The organism is Natronobacillus azotifigens (assembly GCF_026805325.1).
Lineage (GTDB): Bacteria > Bacillota > Bacilli > Bacillales > Amphibacillaceae > Natronobacillus > Natronobacillus azotifigens.
This window is the reverse complement of sequence record NZ_JAPRAT010000001.1, coordinates 196669-214769: the sequence shown is the minus strand read 5'-3', so window position 1 is coordinate 214769 and position 18101 is coordinate 196669. Positions and strand designations below refer to the sequence as shown.

Below are 18101 nucleotides of genomic sequence, written 5' to 3'. Positions count from 1 at the left end.
TAATGAGCGAAAACTTGAAATTAGTTGAATACACAAAGCCAATAGCTCCTCCAGTTAATTCTATCGGAGCATTAGAATGGCTAAAGAAAAATTTATTTAACAATTGGTTTAATTCCGTGTTAACCATTGTTTCAGCAATAGTATTATATTTGGTGGTAACAAACGCATTATATTGGGTATTTATTGAAGCTCAATGGGCAGTTATATCAAACAATTACAAACTTTTTATGGTTGGACAATATCCTGTCTCTGAATTGTGGCGCGTATGGGTTGCTTTACTATTTGCATCTCTGTTGTTCGGAATGTCATCTGGCGTATGGAAAGGTACGATGATACGTATAGCAAGTATTCTTACACTAATTTACCTATTGCACATCATCGTTCCTTTTACAGCTACAGAATCAAAAGTCTGGTTATCAGCACAGATTGGTGTATTAATTTTCGGGTATTTCTTAGGTTCTTTTCTACCAAAAGCAAAATGGATCACATTAATTGGTTGGTTCTTCGTCATTCCGGTAAGTATATTATTATTGCGCGGTTTCGGTATAGGGGCTTTTCCTCTCGTTAGAACAAACCTTTGGAACGGACTACTCTTAACTATACTCATTTCCATTGTTGCAATTGTTCTTTCTATGCCGATTGGTGTTCTCCTAGCATTAGGGAGAACGAGTAAATTACCAGCAATCAAATATTTTTGTATCAGTTATATAGAGCTTATTCGAGGAATTCCTTTAATTACGATTTTATTTATGGCGCAAATTATTGTACCTTTATTTTTACCTCCAGGAATGGCAATTGATAATGTAGTTCGTGTAATGATTGGGGCAACATTGTTCACTTCTGCTTATATGGCTGAAAATGTTCGCGGTGGTCTTCAATCAATCCCAAAAGGACAATACGAAGCAGCCAAAACGATTGGACTTAACCCTGTTCAAACAACAACATTTATTATTTTACCACAAGCTCTACGTGCAATTATTCCAACAATCGTTGGTCAAAGTATCTCTATGTTTAAGGATACGACCCTCGTTGCGATTGTTGGCTTAGTAGATCTACTAGGTATTGCTCAATCAGTGAAATCAAACCCGGATTTTTTAGGTAGACACATGGAAGTATATATTTTCATTGCATTTGTCTATTGGGTAATTGCATATACAATGTCTTACTCTAGCAGACGGTTAGAGAAATCATTAGGTGTCGGAGAACGGTAAGTATAATAAAAGGAGGAAATAAAATGGCACAATCGCAAGTAAAAATAGTAGAGGATCCAGCGGTTCAAGAAGGAGAGGCAATCATTACATGTACAAATGTTAATAAATGGTTTGGAGATATGCATGTTTTAAAAGATGTAAATTTAAACATCACGAAAGGAGAGGTATTAGTTATTTTAGGCCCTTCCGGTTCCGGTAAATCTACGTTTATCCGGACAATTAATGGATTGGAAGAAATTCAAAAAGGAGATATTGAAATTGATGGTGTCACTCTATCTCATGATATTAAAGCTGTAGAAGCTATTCGGAAAGATACAGGTATGGTGTTTCAGCAATTTAATTTATTCCCACATATGACTATATTAAAAAATATAATGTTAGCTCCAATCTGGGTACGGAAAAAGCCTAAAAAAGAAGCAGAGAAGTTAGCAATGGAGCTGTTAGAAAGAGTTGGTATTCCCGAACAAGCAGATAAGTACCCAGGGCAGCTATCAGGAGGACAGCAGCAACGTGTTGCTATTGCACGTGCCTTAGCCATGCAGCCAGAAATTATGTTGTTTGATGAACCTACATCCGCATTAGACCCAGAGATGATTAAAGAGGTACTAGATGTTATGAAAGAATTAGCAAGGTCAGGAATAACGATGATCGTTGTTACACACGAGATGGGCTTTGCAAGAGAAGTTGCTGACCGAATTGTTTTGTTTGATAACGGTGAAATAATTGAAATGGGAACCCCTGTAGAATTATTTGATAACCCACAACACGACCGAACAAAACTGTTCCTCTCACAAATACTTTAAAGTGAAACTTCAATCAGTGGGACGATCTTTCCCACTGATTGTTTAGTTGAACCATTCGGGGTGCTAACGTCCGTTACTCCCACTTCATCAACTTTGATTTTTTTGGTGCTTTATAGTGGGAGTCTTACGGACGATTGCTCCGGGATAAAGTGAAACTTCAATCAGTGGGACGATCTTTCCCACTAATTGTTTTTCTTAATCACCTTTTATCATCCAGAATGTTATCTTACATTTACCATTAGTTTCATCAGAAAAACCGGGGATTATCCTTCATCTCCCGGTTTTTCATTTAATTTAAAAATTTCACACATACCGCTTCAGGAGCAGGTACGTCTGTTTGTAATACCTTTAACTCTCCTGTTTCTTGATTACGTCGATAAAGCGTTAATGAGCCTGATTTCTGATTCGCTGCGACTAAATAGTTATTCGTCGGATCTAATACAAAATCACGAGGCCAATCTCCTTCTGTCGATTTCCATTCCACAAATGTTAATTCATTAGTGATCTCATTCACAGCGAAAACCGCAATGCTATTATGCCCTCGATTTCCAACATAAACGTACTTTCCATCATCGGATATATGGATTGCACTACCATCATTCACTTCTTTATAATCATCTGGAATAGCTTTAATCGCTTGCTTCTGGGTGAATTCCCCTGTTTCAGCTTGATAAGCTAATGTTAGGACCTCTGAACTTAATTCAGTCATCACATAAGCAAACTTTTTATTTGGTGCAAATACAATATGTCTTGGTCCGCTCCCCGCTTTTGTCTTACATACGTGCTCTTTCGTTAACTTATCACCAGCAACGCTATACGTTATAATCTCATCACTACCCAAATCCACAGCGATTACATAGTTTTCATCTGGAGTATACCCAGAAAAATGAATATGAGGCTTTTCTTGACGTTCATGGGGGCCAGATCCATCTTGTACAGCTATATCTGCAATTTCCTTTAACGAACCATTCGTATCCGTTAAATAAGATATGACTTCTTTCGTATGGTAATTGGCTGTGACAACATTAGTATTATCACTCTTCACACTAACATGACAAGGTGGTGAACCTGCCTTCGCAAAACTATTCAACAAGGTAAGTTCGTGATTAGCTGAATCTATTTTATAAGCAGTGATTCCACCTTTTTCTCCCTCTTTACTAACTGCATATAAATATCGATTATCATCAGAAATAGTTAAATATGTTGGATTATCTAACTTCGCAGCTGGCACAACGTCTGTAATACGTTCTTTCTCTAAATCCAATACAAACTTGTACACTCCTTCACTTTCCGCTTTTGTATATGTACCAATATAACCTGTTAATTGTTTCCCCATTAAAAGAAACCTCCTTCTGTTTATTTCATTCATTATAACAAACCCTAAAGAGAAACTTCAATCGGTTAGCCAAGGATGATCAGTTCTTTTAATTGAAATACTAAAAACCGATAGACCCAAGGAAGGTCTATCGATAATGTTATTGTTCAATTAGTTTGTTTTCATCATTTGATTTCTCAATGCAGAAGTTACAGTAGCGATCGGGTGCATGTTTCCATTTCGACGCATACCATAGTATGTGGCTGCTCCTACCCCAATTGATGCAAGAATAGGTATAATCATACCTTTTTGATTCATGGTGATTCACCTCCCTGACAAACTTATCTTGCCCTGAAAGAGATGATAATATCAGCTGAAATAATTGTTAACATACCCATTCTTCTTTTTAAAAAGCAACAACGAAAAAAATCTCATTGCTATTCATTTAAATTAGTTTTGCTCCTTATACATATGCTTTAATTTCTTTCTTGCACGGTGTAATCTTGTTTTCACTGCAGATAAGCTAATTTGTAATCTTCTTGCAATTTCTGCATCCGAACAATCATTGGTTAGTTTTAGATTTATCACTTCTTGTAAATTAGTCGGTAACTGTTTAACACATGCATGAATCTCTTTATATTGAAAATGTAATTCAGACTGTTGTTCAACAGAGTTCGTATGTTCTGGCGCTTGCTGACTTTCTTCATACATTTGTTCAAGGGATGTATAACTACATTTCGATATTTTCCGTAAAAAATCAATCGCAGTTCTTGTAACAATTGTACGTAACCATGCTCTTACTTTCCTGATATCTTGAAGCATTTCTTGACACTTATATGCTTTGACAAAGGACTCTTGTACAACATCTTCTGCAAAGTAATGGTCACGAACAATTTGTTTTGCCACAAAATACATTTCACGATAATAAATCACAAAATATTCATCAATATGTGTTTTCCTTCTTTCCATTAACAACTCCATCGATAATCGTCCCCTTTAACTTGCTAACTTACTATATCTCATCGAATACAAAGGAAGGTAGAAAATCCTTTTTCACCCAATACCATTGGAAATTTTCTTCCTCATCTTTCAAATAAATCCAAACAGCAAAGCGAGAATCAGACTCCTCCCCCCTCTCTGGAACAAGTGACTCGAATAATTGCTTAATTTCTTCCTCATCACTAATTTCTATCACACCTTCAGCATTGGGATTATGTTCCACATAATAGGATGCACCCTTCTCAGCCATTTCTTCGTTGATACTTTCATCGACTATGAACATTCGATCAATCTCATTAGGCATAAGCAACACATCTTCTGTCATCTTTTCTTTTTCTAACCACTCAAGAAAATAGTCATAGGTAGAATAAATCGGAAGGTAAAGATTAGAATGATAAAGAGATATGAATATATTTACTTCCCCTAAATACAGCTCCGGATTAACCAATTCTTCATAACTTTGAGCTAAAATATCCTTACGCAAAGCTTCTAAAGCTTCTGCAATTTGATTCGAACTATAGATCTGCACTTCTTTATGTCTCATATCACTTGTAACACTCATGCTACTGATATCAGTTTGATCGATCAAGAAAACCTCTTGTGTGTATTGTTTATAAGCATCTGATGCATGAATTTTTGTCAATTCTCCTGTATACTTTGACAAATCATCGAGGTGATATTGGCGCACCAATTGTCTCCCGTTCACAAGATCATAATGGATCGATACAGTTTGATTATTATAATCCAAAAAATCCTGTCGATTTGAATCATTAATAAATTGTTGATGCAAATTACGCACGATTTCAATTTCTTCAACTGCAGTAATACCAGGGTTTTCTTCGAATAAATCTTGGTATAAGTAAAATCTCGAGTGTTGATCATATAAGTACACCTGCTCAATTCTATCTGTTGCAGGAATGCGATTTTGAAAACCTGTAATATCTAAGATAATCAGTACAACCAAAAGTGTAGTACCTAATAAGAAAAATAAATACTCTTTCCATTGAGTAAATACTCGCCACGTTTTATGGATGATCATTTGCGCTATAAGATAACCAAAGATTGAAAATAATAAATACCCAAACAAAATCCAGTTGTATTCATGTTGAAGAATACCAAAATAAAAACCACCAACTAACATAAAGCAAAAGGTAAAACTATAGATAAAAATTGGTCTCAACCAGCGAAAAGCAACGGCTTGAGTTGCCACTTCCACTGGTCGAAATTTGTAAAGCACCATACTAAGACCAAAAAGAATAAGCGTGACAATGATATACCACACAAGGGTGGAAGTATCTGCTGCATCATTGAATATGATGTTAACACTATTGGTAATTGGGGAGAATTCAAATACCTTTTCGTCCATAAGATAGCTGTCTGCAATACCAATCATTGCATAATTTAAATTAAAGACAGCTAAAACGGTAATCCCTGCTGGAAACAAGAGAAAGATAAAGGAAAAGACCCCTTGTATAATTGACAATCCTGTCAATAGGCCGACAAAAATACTTACAGCGAAGACCAGGGAAAGGAGTACTGTAGTAACGCCTAACCAATAGCCCAACTCAGCTAATCCGTATAACTTGGAAACTTCAAGTGTATGGTGCATGATATACAAAATGAATCCCACTATATACACAGGTAACAATATCGAGCAATAGCCGAAAACAATTTGATGAATAAACACTTTTTCTCTTTTCAAAGGTAGACTGTGCATAAAATCGGTAGCATTTTTTTGATGTAAATACCGCATCAACAACATTGCTGTCATTACCGGGACAAGAAAGATAGCAAGAACCTGAAAAAATGAACCGAGATAGAACAAATTTATATCATAACCATAATAATATGATTCATTATGCCCTATTCGCATAAATATATTTAAGACGATCGCAACCAATAAAGAAACAAAGTAAACTAAGCTAATCCAACCGGTTTGCCGGAAATTTTGTTTTGTAAGTTCATGATTATACCAAGATGTTCTCAATCGCATATCCTACACCCTCCATTTCATAAACAAATATTTCTTCTAAAGTTAAAGGTAATAAGTCATAAACAACCGGTTGGCTATTTTGAATAAGTGGATCCAGTTTTTTTCGATCACCTTTTACAATGACTAAAAATACACTACCTCGCTTTTCTTTATGTAATACAGTGAAATCCTTAAACAATTCTTTTGGAGGGGTATCCTTAAATGCAATTTGGATTTTATGAATATCTGACTTTAGATCATCTAGATCCTTCTCAAGGATAAAACTACCGTGATGCAAAATTCCTACATGATCGCATATATCTTCAACTTCACGTAAATTGTGAGAAGAAACAATCACAGTCATTTGACGATCAGCTACATCTTGAATAATTAAATTTTTCACTTTTTTACGAATCACAGCATCAAGTCCGTCGAAAGGTTCATCTAATATAAGATAATCAGGCATTGCGCTAAGCGCTAACCAAAAAGCCACTTGTCGTTGCATTCCTTTTGATAATTGTTGTACTTTTTTCTTTAGATCAAGCCCTAATAATTGATGTAATGTGTGAAACCGTGTATTATTCCAATTCGGGTAAGTACTTTGATAAAAATCCGCCATTTGTTTGATTGTATATTGTGGGAAAAAATAAGGAAAATCGGGAATAAAGATGATCCGTTCCTTTAGAGATACGTTTTCAAAAACGTTTTCCTTTTCATACGATACTTGACCGCTATCTTGTTTATAAATACCAGCAATTATCTTTAATAAAGTTGTTTTTCCAGCCCCATTCGAGCCCAATAACCCGTAAATTGATCCTTTATTAACGTTAACCGTAACACTCGAAAGTACTTCGCTACGCTCAAACGATTTCTTTAAATCAGTCACACTAATCATTTGCTATTCCCCCTCCTGATTCTTCTTTTGCTTGATCAACTAATTTCTTTAAATCAGATTTATCTAAACCGAGAAACATTGCCTCTTTCATTAATTTCATTAGTTCACCTTCTATTTCTTTTAAGGCAGCACGATTTTCTACTTGAGCTGTTGCGTCTACAAAACTTCCCTTTCCTTTCACAGAATAGATATAGCCTTGTGATTCCAATTCTCGATAGGCTTTTTGAATCGTATTTGGGTTGATTGTTAACTGTTGCGCTAACACACGTACAGACGGGAGTTGTTCATCTTGTTTTAAAATATTACTTATAATTAATTCTTTAAACTTATCAACCAGTTGCTGATAAATTGGATCACGACTTCGTAAATCTAGATCAAATATCATTATCATCACCTACCCAACTGTAATAACCGTATTAGTCTTATTAGTACAGTTGAATTTTAATTGAAATTTAACCATTTGTAAATAGGTATTTTAAATAAAAAGATAAAAGATTGCTCAAGATGGTGCTCATTTGCTATACAAGTGATTTCTAACTAGAAAATAAAGGGAAGGTATAACTCGTTACGATTCACCTAGGGGCTATTATTTTGTGAGGTAGTTGATCAGTACGAACTTGGAGTGGATAATGAGGCCTTTAGCCATCATCACTGATTGTTCGTTAAACGATACAAAGTGAATCAACTTTTACTTTTCTAAATGGTTTTGATATAAGAGTCTTAACAGCGATTTGAAGATCAATTAGTTCTACTGAAAAAAATAACATCCGTGAGTAATTACTCACGGATGTTATTAAATCGCTATAAACAAATAAAATGAAACTTCAATCAGTGGGGTTTTTAGGTATTCCCCCGCTGATTGTTAGTCCTAAAGGATGACCTAAAGGCCCTTGAACCATTCGGGGTGCTAGCGTCCGTTACGCCCACTTAAACAACTTGCTTTTCTAGTTATTTTGAAGTGGGAATCTTACGGACGGTTGCTTCGGGATAAATGAAATTCATCTTACTTCTTTAAACCTAATGTTACTTGAATAGGTTATGATAACGTTCTGTACCATTCAGCTGCAGCTTCCACTTCAGTTTGTGTTAGTTGATGACCATTTTCTTCCCAATGAACCGACACTTCGGCATGATGGTCGGTTAAGATTGTTGCTAGCTCTTTTGTCTCTTGTGCAGAACAAAGTGGATCGTTGATTCCTGCTCCAATAAACACTTTCACCTCGGCAAGATTAGGTATATCCACATTGCGTCTTGGCACCATCGGATGATGTAAAATTGCTGCGCGTAAACTATCTTCATGATGAAATAACAAACTTCCAGCTATATTTGCACCATTGGAATAGCCAATGGCAATCACATTATCTCGATCAAAATTGTATTCTTTTGCAGCTTCTGTAAGAAAATCATTGAGTTCTACCGTGCGATTAATGAGGTCTTCTTCATCAAATACGCCTTCCTCTAAGCGACGAAAGAATCTAGACATTCCATTTTCTAACACGTTACCTCGAACGCTTAATACACTAGCATTAGGGTCTATTACTTCAGCAAGTGATAATAGATCTTTTTCTGATCCACCTGTACCATGTAGTAATAAAAGTGTTGGATGTTCCTTTTTTCCTGCTTGAAAAATATGTTTCATTATCCATCCTCCAATCGAAATATATTTCGAATTCAAGGTAATCGTACAAAATATTTATTTTCTCGTCAATTAAAATGCTTATTTCATCCGATAAATTGAAACGTGGGAGCTTTTAGGTATTCCCCCACTGATTGTTAATGCTAAAGGATGACCTAAAGGCCCTTAAACCATTCGAGGTGCTAGCATCCATTACTTTCCCGTAAACAACTCGTTATTCTCCTTGTCTTACGAACGGTTGCTCCTGGATAAAGGGCTACTTATGATGCAATTTCGTAAACTGGTCTAAGATTTTTACATCTTCCAATGGTTCGTTACTATATCTCGCCCTGCTATATAGCTTAGCAAGTGTTTCCCGTTCATGCTCTGTTAATATCCATTCGTCATTGACAAGAGTTACTGCTTCTAGCGCTGTGTCGCTTGCCTGAATCTGATATCCATCCCGCTCAGCTTGGATAATAAATTGCTTGTAAAGAAAACGTACTTTTTCTTGGTCAGTGAGTTTTTCCCAATTTATTCTTTTAGCAAATCTTTTTCTTACAAATTTTTTCGTATTATCAACAATTTTCTTGTGCCAATTTAGTTCGAGCAATGATTCTTTTTCATCATCATAACCTGTTTTGGAAGTTTGATTCCATTTATCTGATTTATTTGCAAGTACACCAATGATGTGTCGAACAAATTGACTAAACCTTACGAGTAACCTTGATAGTTTTTTGAAAGCGATGTAAACCAAAATCAAAACGGCAATTATTAATAAAATCGTAATAACAGTATACAGTATTTGATCAATTATTTCTGCAAGCCGTGATCGTTCACTAGTCTCTTCTGTAACAAAGAAATCCATTTCCCCCGCTGGACCTATGCGCCCCTCTTCTTCAGGGCTGCCTTGAAAAAGCTGAAGCAACCAAAGGAAAAATTGAAATACAGATCGAGCAAAATAACTTAGTACAGATCGAACGACATTGTATTGCGTAATGAGAAAAACCACAACAAACAACATAATCAAATAAAAGCGATTTTGACGTAGAACTTTATGATTGATGCGCTTCCTATCTCCTTTTGCCAACGTTGCATTTTTCAAATGGTCGTTATTTAAAAGAAATAAAAGCAGCACCATAAACACGACTCCAACGAAGGAGAGTAAATTTTCATCATAATCGAACGTTGCTGCCCAACGAAAGATTGGGTAACTAATAAAGTATAATGGTACGCTAAAAGCCCACATCAGTTCTAGTCGAAAGATTTGATCTGAACTCTCGTTTGCATACAAAATACCTCGATATAGAATCGCACTCATTAGTACAAACACAAGTAAAGTAATCCAAAGCGTATTCATATCAAAGAAATAAATGAAGATTCCTGACAGAAGCAGGATGTTTCCCCATTGTAATACCTGTTTATTGAACCAGCTCCCGACCATTATGCCTAGCCAATAATAACCTAACAAATAAAACCAATCAAATCCATCAAACGTATTCGATAAGAGCAAGCCATTGAACCAGAGGAAAACCGGAAATAAAGCGAGATACTCTAGAAAACTGTAGAAGAATTTCATCATATACCTTTTCATTATGCTAATTCCTCCTCTAGGCGTCCCATAGTGAGAATTTCAACAGTATTTCCATTTTTTTTGATTTCGTCAATCTCTTTTTCCATTCTTTCGTTTACATACTTTGTAATAATCAAAAAATCTTGCTTTCTATTTTTTTCTTCCTGATATAAATCCAACAAATAGTGAAAATTTCTACTTCTTTGATACGTTAAATTTGCCATTCTATCTAATACATGATAAAAATGTCCATTACCTGCATCTGCTTCTATTTGAACAAATGGTGGATTCTTTTCTGACTTATCATCCTCTAAAACGGCATTCGTTCCAAAACCTACTCGCTCTCCATTTTCTAGTAAGTAATGTGTTATTGTCGCAGCATAGCTTAATGCTTGTTCAAATAATGCTTCATCTTCAATAGGTAACCAGATATCATCCGATTGATCTGCATTAAATAGGATAATTATATCATGATCAGCTGTATAGTCATGAACATTTACTTGCATTTGATTTGTTCTTGCAGAAGCTTTCCAATTAATACGATGAGCAGGATCTGTAGATTGGTAGTCTCGTGTACCTACAGTAAGGAAAGGATCTTCCATAATCCAACGTTTTACTGTTTGATCTCCTAAAAATCGATGTGCAGGCAATGGTATCTCTTCGAAAGAAAGTAGTTCTGGATAGACCGTAATTGTTGCATTGGTTTGATAGAGATGAAAAATTTCTTGAAACCCAAACAAATCTCCTACCGTTAGTGCTACCGAAGTTAATGGATAAACACCACGCTTCATACATGTCAAATAATGTTTCCTTGTTACTTTTTGGTAAGGCAATAAAGTAAACAATGTACGATGAAATTCACTATCTTCTGATACTTCATCTTCCATTTGGTGTAACTGTAAATTACGATTAATCTTTGCTTCTAATCGAACCCAAGGTAATGGTAATAATTTTTTATTGGATACCTGATCCACCATAACAACTTCTTGTTTCGCAAAAACGTAAGATTTATCAAAACTACGATGGTAACTAATTTTACTCAGACCCCATTTGTTATAAAGAAAAATCTGAAAATAGATGATAAGAACCAAAATAAAAATGATCCAGGAAATATTCATCTATTACAACTCCTCTTTATTTTCCGTTGGAACGTGTACCTGTTTGAGCAAACTTTTTATCACTTTTTCTTTCCCATTTTGTGCGCGACTTGCCATCGGATTCAGAACTAAGCGATGACTAAGCACCCCAACAGCCATAGCTTTTACATCATCTGGAATAACATAGTTTCTACCCTTGATTGCCGCATAGGCCTGCGCTGCTCTTAATAAAGCCTGTGATCCACGTGGACTAATCCCGATTTCAACATCTTCATGCTTCCGTGATTGTTCAACTATTTCTATAATGTACTGATACAAAGGCTCCGTAACCTCAATATCTGTAAATTGTTTCTGTGCTTTCACTAATTCTACTTGATCTATGACAGGTGCCAAATCGAGAAGCGGGGTTGTTTTTTTAAACCGCTTTAGGATTTTTACCCCTTCATCTTTACTTGGATAACCAATGTTAATTTTTAAAAAGAATCGATCCAATTGTGCCTCCGGCAAAGGAAAAGTACCTTGACTCTCAATTGGGTTTTGCGTTGCTATAACGAAAAATGGTTGTTCTAGTACATGCGTTTTTCCATCAATGGTCACTTGATGTTCTTCCATGCTTTCTAACAGACTTGATTGTGTTCTTGGGGTAGCACGATTAATTTCATCTGCCAATAAAACATTGGTAAAAACAGGTCCCGGCTGAAAATCAAATTCACCTGTTTGTGGTCGATAAATAGTTAGACCTGTGACATCTGTAGGTAATAAATCAGGGGTAAACTGCACTCGTTTATATGTACAATCTAGCGAAGCTGCTAGTGTCTTAGCTAATAGCGTTTTTCCCGTACCAGGTACATCCTCAAGAAGTACATGGCGTGATGCTAATAAAGCTACAAGCATCTGATCAATTACATCCTCTTTACCAACGATTACTTGTTGAATATTGTCTTTCACTTTCTTTGCCAATGTTTCAATATCTACTGTATCCATCTAAATCCCCCTATTGATTGCGTTTTCATTTAAATAAAAAAAAGAAGTAATCCCCTACTTCTTTTTTTTATTTTCACTTATGCTTAATTCATATTTTATCAAATAAAATATACCGATGCCATTCATTTACTCACATTTATCTATCTTTTGAAAATATAGGTTTAAAATTCCATTAAACGGGAAAGATTATTAATGAAAAGTTAACGAAAGCGACTAAGGATCACTACATAAAACCAAATGACTACAGCGAGAAAAGTTATTCCACCAATTATTGCATTCTTTATTCGTGTAGTAAGCTTGTTCGGAATCAAGAAAAGTAATAACGTGACCACTACAATAGTGAGAACAATCAATAATGTTAAATATAAAAATATACCAAGAAAATTATTCACTGGCGACTGCATAGAGTCTAGTAAAAATTGCATCTTTTCACCTCATAAACGAACACAAGTCAAAATAACTCGTAATTCTTGCTAACAATCATATTAAATGATTTTTTGGAATTTAACAACTACTTATTGTATGTAAAAGTAATAAGACAACTTTCAAAAGAATTTTCCACTTGAGAAACGAAAGATTAACTAACTTAGCGAAAGAGGGGATTCGAATGAAGGAATTAACCAATGAACTATTAGTCGAAGCTTATTTTGCCGCATTAAAGTATAAGTTAGACCGCCATTTCATTTATCTGTTATTATTAGAAATTATTGAACGGAAAATCACCTTACAAGAAGTTCCTTATTACCATAAAAGCAAGTCCAGTTGAAAAACTGGGCTTGCTTTTTTTAAAAATACGTATTTTGACGTTCTTTATTTTCTTCTGTTAGAAACTTAAAGAATGGCTGTAAATCCATCTTCGTTTGCTTTTCTACAGTTAATATATAGATTTGTTTTCTATTTTCTTCTATGATGTCACTTTGCTTGATCCGCTCAACCATATGAGCCTTTCCAATTCGATGAATTTGTTTTTTAAGGCCTCTTGATTCTTGAAAAAGAGCAAGACCAATAGCAGCCATCAACGCATAAATTGCTGGCACAAGTATACTGTTCATCGTTAAGCTTCCTTGCGTGTAGTGCATCGCAATATTTAATCCACCTACAAGCATCAGTGGTAAACCAAACATAAAATAGGTTGTGTTTTTCTTTAATAACGGTTGTACTTTTTCAGCGATTTTTTCCATTTCTTTTTTAATAAATGGAGGTAAATGTTCAAAATGGGAAGGATTCATTATTAGCTCCTTTCTAGTTGTCTAACTTAACTGTTTTATCCCGAAGCAATCTTCCATATGACTTCCACCATAAAGCAACAAGAATATCTGAGCAATTTAAGTGGAATAACGGTGGCTAATGCCCCGAAAGCTTCAGCTAACAATCAGTATGAGGTTACCTAAAAAACCCCACTGATTTAAATTTCATTTTATCTTGTTATCTACTATTATATAATTATGCCGAATAACGGTCAATCAATACAGTTTATAAATAAAAGAATAATAATATAGGTGCCATGAAGACAGAACATCCGAATTTCCATTAAAAATAGCGTTCGTGAGTTACTACTCACGAACGCTATTTTCTGAATATCTAAAAAGATTATAAAATTTTGTCTAGAAAACTTTTTGCGCGTTCGGTTTGAGGATTTTCAAAAAACGGAATAGGCTCTCCTGACTCCACCAAACGACCTTCATCAAGAAATAACACTCGATCTGCTACTTCGCGCGCAAATCCCATCTCGTGTGTCACTACTGCCATAGTCATTCCGGAATGGGCCAAATCTTTCATGACATCTAACACTTCCTTAACCATCTCTGGATCAAGCGCAGAAGTCGGTTCGTCAAACAACATTAAATCCGGCTCCATCGATAACGCCCTAGCGATAGCAACACGCTGTTTCTGCCCGCCAGAAAGACTATTCGGATAAGCATCAGCTTTTTCAGCTAAGCCAACCTTAAGAAGTAGTTCACGTGCTTTTTCTTGTGCAACTGTTTTCGTTTCTTTTTTAACTTTCATTGGAGCATAGGTTAAATTCTCAAGCACCGTTAGATGTGGAAATAAATGAAAGTGCTGAAATACCATTCCTACTTTTTCTCGTGCTTTTGTTACATTAATTTTTGGATCTGTTAACTCTTGTCCAGCAACAAAAATCTTCCCAGCTGTTGGTTTTTCCAATAAATTAATACAACGAAGAAAGGTCGATTTTCCAGAGCCAGAAGGTCCGATAATAGAAACCACTTCTCCTTTTTTTACCTCTGCAGATATATCTTTAAGAACTTCATTATCCCCAAATTTTTTCGATAAATTTTCTACCTTAATCACTAACATTCAACCTCCGTTCAACCATTCTACCAAGTACAGATAATCCCGTAACCATAAGCCAGTATATCACACCAACGAAAAGTAATGGTTCAAAGTTCCGAAATAGACTAGATCCAACAACCTGTGAACGACGCATTAAATCTAAATATCCAATCGTAGAAACAAGCGCTGATTCTTTTGTTAATGTAATGAACTCATTCATCAATGCAGGCAATATGTTTTTCATTGCTTGTGGTAAAATAATATCGATCATCATTTCACGATAAGGAACACCAAGTGCTTTTGCCGCTTCTGTTTGCCCTTTATCAACCGCTTGAATGCCTGCGCGAATGATTTCTGAAACATACGCTGCTGAATTTAAACCAAACGCCAATATTGCGGACATAAATGGTGTAATGTCATAACCTGTAAGTTGTGGTACCGCATAATGAAACAGCATCAATTGTAAAATTAATGGTGTTCCCCGGAAAATAGATGTGTAGCTGCCAGCAATTGCTCTTAGTAACCGAATACTGCTAATTTTACAAAGAGCTAGCAATGTACCTAAAATAAATCCAAGGATAATTGCTACTATTACAAATCGTATTGTTACCCATATTCCTTCTAGCATAAAAGGAATATAAGGCACGATTTGGCTAAAATCCAAATTCATGCCTTACACCTCATTTCTATATAATAATTTCTATTTGTTTAGTCTTCTTCACTTAACCATTCGTCTCTTAATTCTTGCAAATATCCAGATTCCTCTGCACTCGCAATCGCTGCATTCACTCGTTCAACAAGATCGCTACCTTTTGGAAAAGCAACCGCCATTCCTGGTGAATTAGATGTTGGATCATCAAATCCCGCTAAATTTTGTGATTCGATAAATCCAAGCGCAGCGGATTTATCCATATACGCTATATCAATACGGTTCGTATTTAATTCTTGAATTAACGTTGTTGCCTGGTCAACTGCGTGTATTTCAATATCATATTGTTCTTTTAAGGCTTCTGCACCTTCTTCTTGAATGGAGCCTAGTTGGACACCGATTCTCTTTCCATTAAAATCTTCGATGGAAGTAATATCTGATCCCTGTTGTGTGATAAACATTTCAGCAGAATGATGGTATTCTGTAGAGAAGTCAACATTTTCTCTTCTTGATTCCGTTGCTGACATTCCAGAGATAACCATATCAACTCGATTGTTCTGAAGAGCTCCTATTAAACCATTAAAGTCCATGTCGCGAATTTCTAACTCATAACCTAATTCACCTGCAATATAATAAGCTAAAGCTATATCAAAACCAACAATCTCTCCACTAGTATCTCTAAATTCAAATGGTGGATAATCAGCAGAAGTTGCCATAATCAACGTGTCTCTTTCTTCCGGTTCACCATCATCATTGGAAGCATCATTATCCGCTTGGGTATTTTCGTTATTTACTTCTGTATTTTCATCACTTGGCTCTGTTACATCATTATCTGTCGTACCACATGCAACTAGTCCCAACGTGAATAAACCAATCAACATCATTAACAGTACAATTTTTTTCATTATTTCTTCCCCTCTTCATTTTGTATATTTATACATGATAATGAATTTTAACAAATAATTATCCGTTTGGGAAGTAAAATGTTTAAAAAAGCAAAAATAAATTTTTTCCTATCAAATTCCTCGTTCAAATTCTACTTTTATTTGGCTCAATAATGCTTTATCTGTGAGAACATCATAACCAGTTAACGCTAAAGCCAATACACCTCGAACAAGGGTCTGATGACCTGCTGGTGTGATGGTTTGATCTGCAAACGCTTGGGTGTGTGCAATCAATTCTGGTTTGTCTAACCCGATATATGGATGAATGGCGGGTACTACTTGACTTACATTCCCCATATCAATTGAGCCACTGCCTTTATCTGCTGGATAGATGGTTGTCTCACCAGCTTCTATTAGATTTTGATTAAAAGCTTCAGATAATGTTTCGTTCGTTCGCATATCATCATAACTTAATTCATATGGACGCATGGCTAAGGTAGCTCCGGTCATTTTCGCTGCAGCCTCTGCTATCGCTTTTACTTTCTCGACAACTTCATTTAGGTAGGAGCGTTCTTTTGCACGGATATAAAATTGAGCCACCGCTCGTTCAGGTACAACATTCGCTGCGACTCCACCTTCTGCAATAATTCCATGGATTCGAACATCTGACTTTACATGTTGACGAAGTGCGTTTATTCCATTGAATAATTGAATGACACTATCGAGTGCGTTGATTCCTTCCTCAGGTGAAGTTGCTGCATGACTAGTTTTTCCTTGATAAGCAAATTCAATCGCATCCATCGCAAGTGATGTCCCACTTCTACTGGATACCCCGTTTGGGTGAGCCATCATCGCAACATCAATATCCTCAAAAACATTCGCCTCTGCCATTGGCACTTTTGCTCCATTTGTTTCTTCTGCTGGTGTGCCAAGTACGACAATTTTCCCACCAACTTGATCTACCCGCTTGCTTAAACTAATCCCCGCTCCAACACTCATCGTGCCAATCAGGTTATGACCACATCCATGGCCAATTCCAGGCAACGCATCATATTCTGCTAAAAAAGCTATGGTTGGACCAGGCTTATTGCTATCATACGTTGCACGAAACGCAGTTGGTCGTCCCACAATATCTGTTTCTACAACAAAATGGTGTTGCTCTAATAATTTTACGAGTTTTTTCATGGACTCAAATTCTTGATCCCCAAGTTCTGGATGATTATATAAGTCATCACTTATTGCAATTAACTCTTTTGCTAACTGATCTACATCTTGTTTTAATTGACTTTTCACTATTATCCCCTCTTCTTCCCTCAAAATTCCTATCAAGCCCACTTGGCCCCAGATGGATCGGGACATCTTTTATATGCTAGCTTTGCCCGAAACGCAACAAAACAACCACAATAACCACATGTGGTTCCATATTGTAAGTTCGGACATCGTTCACAAATGGAAAGTCTTTCTTGATAGACTGAATTGGATACAACATCTATTTCTAATGCAAGTTGATCTTTCACTAATGCTTCTACTTCCGCTTTTGTATGTCTGACAGAAGCAGAACAGCCTTTGCAAGTCATAGTTACTCTCCTTATATTTATTGCTTTCTTTTTCTATTTTAGCAAATATTAATAGACCAGCCTATATCCTTTTATTAATTTTTCAAGAGAATCTGAATAAGAATTATTTGTGGATAAAAAAAAGGGAAAACCACTTGGTCTTTTTTTAAAAAATAAGAAGCAAATTTTATAAGGGGCTGATCGTGACATGCTAACGCTTGTTATGTCACGTTACAGCGTGTCACTTTCCAAT

At 35.8% G+C, this 18101-nt stretch carries 20 protein-coding genes; 3 read left to right on the top strand and 17 right to left on the bottom strand.

All coding sequences use genetic code 11. The features are described 5' to 3' along the window. The first annotated feature begins 2 nt into the window (after positions 1-2). On the top strand, positions 3-1211 hold the full coding sequence (locus OWO01_RS00930; protein ID WP_268778533.1) for an amino acid ABC transporter permease: 1209 nt from the start codon (positions 3-5) through the stop codon (positions 1209-1211). A gap of 23 nt (positions 1212-1234) precedes the next feature. Next, positions 1235-2014, top strand: coding sequence for an amino acid ABC transporter ATP-binding protein (locus OWO01_RS00925; protein WP_272505948.1), 780 nt, complete (start codon positions 1235-1237; stop codon positions 2012-2014). A 289-nt stretch (positions 2015-2303) separates the two neighbouring features. Here OWO01_RS00925 and OWO01_RS00920 read toward each other — a convergent pair whose 3' ends face one another. From OWO01_RS00920 to OWO01_RS00870, 11 genes are all read right to left on the bottom strand, one after another. Further along, positions 2304-3350 carry a lactonase family protein gene (locus OWO01_RS00920; RefSeq protein WP_268778532.1) on the bottom strand — a complete coding sequence of 349 codons (1047 nt, stop codon included), beginning with the start codon at positions 3348-3350 and terminating at the stop codon, positions 2304-2306. Positions 3351-3500: 150 nt separating this feature from the next. Continuing rightward, complete coding sequence (locus tag OWO01_RS00915; RefSeq protein ID WP_268778531.1) at positions 3501-3647, bottom strand: hypothetical protein; 147 nt, start codon at positions 3645-3647, stop codon at positions 3501-3503. 132 nt (positions 3648-3779) lie between these two features. After that, on the bottom strand, positions 3780-4310 hold the full coding sequence (locus OWO01_RS00910; protein ID WP_268778530.1) for an RNA polymerase sigma factor: 531 nt from the start codon (positions 4308-4310) through the stop codon (positions 3780-3782). A gap of 31 nt (positions 4311-4341) precedes the next feature. Further along, the gene (locus tag OWO01_RS00905; protein WP_268778529.1) at positions 4342-6321 is read right to left on the bottom strand and encodes an ABC-2 family transporter permease; all 1980 of its coding nucleotides are present in this window, start codon (positions 6319-6321) and stop codon (positions 4342-4344) included. Beyond that, the gene (locus OWO01_RS00900) at positions 6296-7195 is read right to left on the bottom strand and encodes an ABC transporter ATP-binding protein (RefSeq protein ID WP_268778528.1); all 900 of its coding nucleotides are present in this window, start codon (positions 7193-7195) and stop codon (positions 6296-6298) included. Before OWO01_RS00900 ends, OWO01_RS00905 begins: the two co-directional genes overlap by 26 nt. Further along, entirely contained in the window at positions 7188-7577 is a 390-nt protein-coding gene (locus OWO01_RS00895; RefSeq protein WP_268778555.1) for a GntR family transcriptional regulator, read from the bottom strand. Before OWO01_RS00895 ends, OWO01_RS00900 begins: the two co-directional genes overlap by 8 nt. Positions 7578-8231: 654 nt before the next feature. Beyond that, the gene (locus OWO01_RS00890) at positions 8232-8834 is read right to left on the bottom strand and encodes an alpha/beta hydrolase (protein WP_268778527.1); all 603 of its coding nucleotides are present in this window, start codon (positions 8832-8834) and stop codon (positions 8232-8234) included. 253 nt (positions 8835-9087) lie between these two features. Further along, a complete protein-coding gene (locus OWO01_RS00885) occupies positions 9088-10404 on the bottom strand; it encodes a DUF4129 domain-containing protein (protein ID WP_268778526.1) in 1317 nt (438 codons plus the stop codon). After that, positions 10404-11501: a DUF58 domain-containing protein gene (locus OWO01_RS00880; protein ID WP_268778525.1), complete on the bottom strand. Its 1098-nt coding sequence runs from the start codon at positions 11499-11501 to the stop codon at positions 10404-10406. The genes OWO01_RS00885 and OWO01_RS00880 overlap by 1 nt, the downstream gene beginning before the upstream one ends. A 3-nt stretch (positions 11502-11504) precedes the next feature. Further along, a complete protein-coding gene (locus tag OWO01_RS00875) occupies positions 11505-12464 on the bottom strand; it encodes an AAA family ATPase (protein ID WP_268778524.1) in 960 nt (319 codons plus the stop codon). A 200-nt stretch (positions 12465-12664) separates the two neighbouring features. After that, positions 12665-12889: a hypothetical protein gene (locus OWO01_RS00870; RefSeq protein ID WP_268778523.1), complete on the bottom strand. Its 225-nt coding sequence runs from the start codon at positions 12887-12889 to the stop codon at positions 12665-12667. A 182-nt stretch (positions 12890-13071) separates the two neighbouring features. Between OWO01_RS00870 and sda the strand changes: the two genes are divergently transcribed. Further along, on the top strand, positions 13072-13230 hold the full coding sequence (sda, locus tag OWO01_RS00865) for a sporulation histidine kinase inhibitor Sda (protein WP_268778522.1): 159 nt from the start codon (positions 13072-13074) through the stop codon (positions 13228-13230). Between the two features lie 19 nt (positions 13231-13249). On the opposite strand, the gene OWO01_RS00860 is transcribed toward sda, so the two are convergent. From OWO01_RS00860 to OWO01_RS00835, 6 genes are all read right to left on the bottom strand, one after another. Continuing rightward, positions 13250-13693 (bottom strand): DUF5392 family protein, encoded by a 444-nt coding sequence (locus tag OWO01_RS00860; protein WP_268778521.1) that lies wholly within the window; start codon positions 13691-13693, stop codon positions 13250-13252. 361 nt (positions 13694-14054) lie between these two features. Next, positions 14055-14777, bottom strand: coding sequence for an amino acid ABC transporter ATP-binding protein (locus OWO01_RS00855; RefSeq protein ID WP_268778520.1), 723 nt, complete (start codon positions 14775-14777; stop codon positions 14055-14057). Then, positions 14770-15429: an amino acid ABC transporter permease gene (locus OWO01_RS00850; RefSeq protein WP_268778519.1), complete on the bottom strand. Its 660-nt coding sequence runs from the start codon at positions 15427-15429 to the stop codon at positions 14770-14772. Before OWO01_RS00850 ends, OWO01_RS00855 begins: the two co-directional genes overlap by 8 nt. Positions 15430-15467: 38 nt before the next feature. Beyond that, positions 15468-16313, bottom strand: a complete 846-nt coding sequence (locus OWO01_RS00845) for an ABC transporter substrate-binding protein (protein ID WP_268778518.1) — start codon at positions 16311-16313, stop codon at positions 15468-15470. 111 nt (positions 16314-16424) lie between these two features. Further along, entirely contained in the window at positions 16425-17585 is a 1161-nt protein-coding gene (locus OWO01_RS00840; RefSeq protein ID WP_268778517.1) for a M20 family metallopeptidase, read from the bottom strand. A gap of 32 nt (positions 17586-17617) precedes the next feature. Further along, a complete protein-coding gene (locus tag OWO01_RS00835; RefSeq protein ID WP_268778516.1) occupies positions 17618-17869 on the bottom strand; it encodes a DUF6171 family protein in 252 nt (83 codons plus the stop codon). Positions 17870-18101: the final 232 nt, after the last annotated feature.